Origin of the sequence: Actinosynnema sp. NPDC023658 (assembly GCF_040639995.1) — a bacterium.
GTDB lineage: Bacteria > Actinomycetota > Actinomycetes > Mycobacteriales > Pseudonocardiaceae > Actinosynnema.
Genome location: NZ_JBFAAX010000725.1, coordinates 1 through 2,890, shown reverse-complemented (window position 1 = coordinate 2,890; position 2,890 = coordinate 1). Strand labels below are relative to the sequence as shown.

Sequence of the window (2,890 nt, the reverse complement as noted above, 5' to 3'; positions counted from 1 at the left end):
CCCGCCGGGAGCCGTCGGGCAGCGCGACGTGCACGCTCCTGACCTCGGCGTCGAACCCGGTGACCTCGCCCAGCACGACCTTGGCGTTGTCCTGGTCCCGCAGCACCGAGCGCAGCACCGGCGCGATGTCACCGGCCGAGAGCAGCCCCGTCGCGAACTGGTAGAGCAGCGGCTGGAACAGGTGGTGGTTCACCCGGTCGACGACCACGACCTCGGCGTCCACCCCGGCGAGCGCCCGCACGACGCGCAGACCGCCGAACCCGGCACCCACGACCACCACCCTGTGCCGCGCACGCGGTTCATCGCCCGTCACGATCCCACCTCCGCCGGAAAGTCCTCGACCGAACCCACCCGGCGTACCCCGTCCGCGCGGGATCATGTCGGGCGGCGCGGGAATACGCCGCCCGACCACCGCCGTGGCGCGGGTCCACCCCCATCGGGTGAACGCCGGCCGCGGTCCCGGATCACGTGGAGAAGGGCGAGGCGGCCCCTTCGGCGCGGGTGGTGCCGCGGCGCGTGGCGGACAGCGGCAGGGCGATGTCCTCCAGGGACTTCTGCTCCGCGTCCACGGCCAGGGCACGGGCCACCAGGCCGCCGGCGATCATGACGGCCGCGCCGAGCAGGTAGCCCAGGAACAGTCGGACCGGGTGGTCGCCGGTGCCGATGAGGGCGCCGTAGATGACCGGGCCGAGCGCGCCGAAGCACTGGGCGATGGCGAAGAACACGGCGATGGCCTTGGCCCGCACCTCCAGCGGGAAGATCTCGCTGACGGTGAGGTAGGCCGCGCTGGCGCCCGCGGAGGCGAAGAAGAAGATCACGCACCAGGCGATCGTCTGGGTGATGGCGTTGAGCGCCCCCGCGTAGAACAGCACCGCGGTGACCGCGAGCAGGACACCGGAGATGATGTAGGTGCCCGCCAGCATCTTGCGACGGCCGATCGTGTCGAACAGGTGGCCGATGGCGAACGGGCCCACCAGGTTGCCGACCGCGAACGCGATCAGGTAGATCGGCGTGGTGCCGGACGGGACGCCGTAGAACTTGCCGAGCACCAGCGTGTAGGTGAAGAAGATCGCGTTGTAGAGGAACGACTGGGCGATCATCAGCGACGCGCCCAGGACCGCCCGCGACGGGTACTCGCGGAACAGCACGCGGGTCAGCGCGGCGTAGCCGATCTGCTCGGCTGGCCGCACCTCGATGGCCTTGCTCTTGTCGACCGGGGGCAGCGCGACGCCGGCCTGCTCGACCTCGCGCTCGATCTCGGTGATCGACTCCTCGGCGGCCCGCTCCCGGCCGTGCATGATCTGCCACCGCGGGCTCTCCGGCAGGTGCCGCCGCACCACCAGGATCACCAGGCCCAGCACCGGTCCGATCAGGAAGCCCAACCGCCAGCCCAGCGACAGGTCGACGTTGTTGAGCAGGATGAACGTGCCCAGCGTGCCCAGCACGGCGCCCGCCCAGTAGGTGCCGTTGACGGCGATGTCCACGCGACCCCGGTAGCGCGCCGGGATCAGCTCGTCGATCGCGGAGTTGATCGCGGCGTACTCACCGCCGATGCCCATGCCGGCGATGAACCGGGTGAGGTAGAGGAAGCCCACCCAGCCCGCGCCGTTGCCCATCGTGAACGCGGTCAGGCCGCTGCCGACGAGGTAGACCGCCAGCGTGAGCATGAACAGGTTGCGCCGACCCAGCCGGTCCGACAGGTTGCCGAAGAACAGCGCGCCGACCACTTCGCCGGCCAGGTAGACCGTCGCCAGCAACCCGACCGCGGTCGACGACAGGCCCAGGGTCTCGGGCTTGGTCAGCGTGTCGGCGACCGCGCTGGCCACCGTGATCTCCAGGCCGTCGAGGATCCAGGCCACGCCCAGCGCGACGACCATCCGGGTGTGGAACCTGGACCAGGGCAACCGGTCGATGCGAGCCGGGATCAGCGTGCGTATCCCGGACGACGCCGTGTCGGGTGTAGTCGCCATGACGATCTCCTCGGGGAGCGTGAATGCGCCCGTTTACCCGGCTGTCATCACCCGAAAACCGTGCGCTGCCAAGGGTGCTGACCCTTTTGAGCGATTTGCGGCGCTCTGTCCTTTATTTCGCCTGAACGTCGGAACCGCCGGGACGTGCGGCGGGTTTCGGCAGCAGCTGGACCAGCGCGACGACCGCCACCGCGAAGCCCGCCAGCAGGTACTGGCTGTGGGTGAAGGCGGCCGCGTGGTCCGCCGGGGTCGGTGTCGCGCCGAGGACCCGGTAGAAGACGAGGCCGACCAGCGCCACGCCGATCGCGCCACCCGCCTGCTGCACGGCGTTCAGGACGCCGGAGGCCGCGGAGGAGTGCCGCCGCGCGACGCCCGCCATCACGATGGACGGCAGCGGCGCCATCACCAGGCCCATCCCGGCCCCCGACACCAGCAGCCCCGGGATCAGCCACGGCACCGGGCCGGTGACGCCGATCCGGTCGACCGTCACCGCCAGCACGGCGTACCCGGCGGCGACCACCGAGGAGCCCAGCGCGAGCACCTGGCGGCCCAGCACGGCGGCCACCGCGCCGGACCTGGTCGACGCGACGAAGTAGCCGAGGCCCAGCGGCAGGAAGATCAGGCCGGAGTCCAGCGCGCCGAGCCCGTGCCCCTGCTGGAGGTACAGCGCCAGCACGAGGAAGAACGAGGACATCGCCAGCGCGTAGACCAGACCGATGACCAGGCCCGCCCAGTAGGAGCGCTCGCGGAACATCGCCAGGTCGACCAACGGCGAGCCCGCCCGGACCCGCAGGCGGTGCTGGCGCAGGGTGAACGCGCCGAGCAGCGGTGCCGCCGAGGCCAGGCACGGCCAGGTCCACCACGGCCACCCGAGCCGCGGGCCCTCGACCAGCGGCAGCACGATCGCGAGCAGGCTGAGC

The 2,890-nt window shown here is 71.4% G+C and carries 3 protein-coding genes; all 3 read right to left on the bottom strand.

All coding sequences use genetic code 11. The features are described 5' to 3' along the window. The coding region (locus tag AB0G02_RS33830) for an FAD-dependent oxidoreductase (protein WP_360802525.1) at positions 1 to 313 on the bottom strand (313 nt) is incomplete at its 3' end. A 151-nt stretch (positions 314 to 464) separates the two neighbouring features. Continuing rightward, positions 465 to 1,970 (bottom strand): MFS transporter, encoded by a 1,506-nt coding sequence (locus AB0G02_RS33825; RefSeq protein WP_360802522.1) that lies wholly within the window; start codon positions 1,968 to 1,970, stop codon positions 465 to 467. 112 nt (positions 1,971 to 2,082) lie between these two features. Then, positions 2,083 to 2,890: MFS transporter (locus AB0G02_RS33820; protein WP_360802519.1), on the bottom strand; the 808-nt coding region annotated here is incomplete at its 5' end.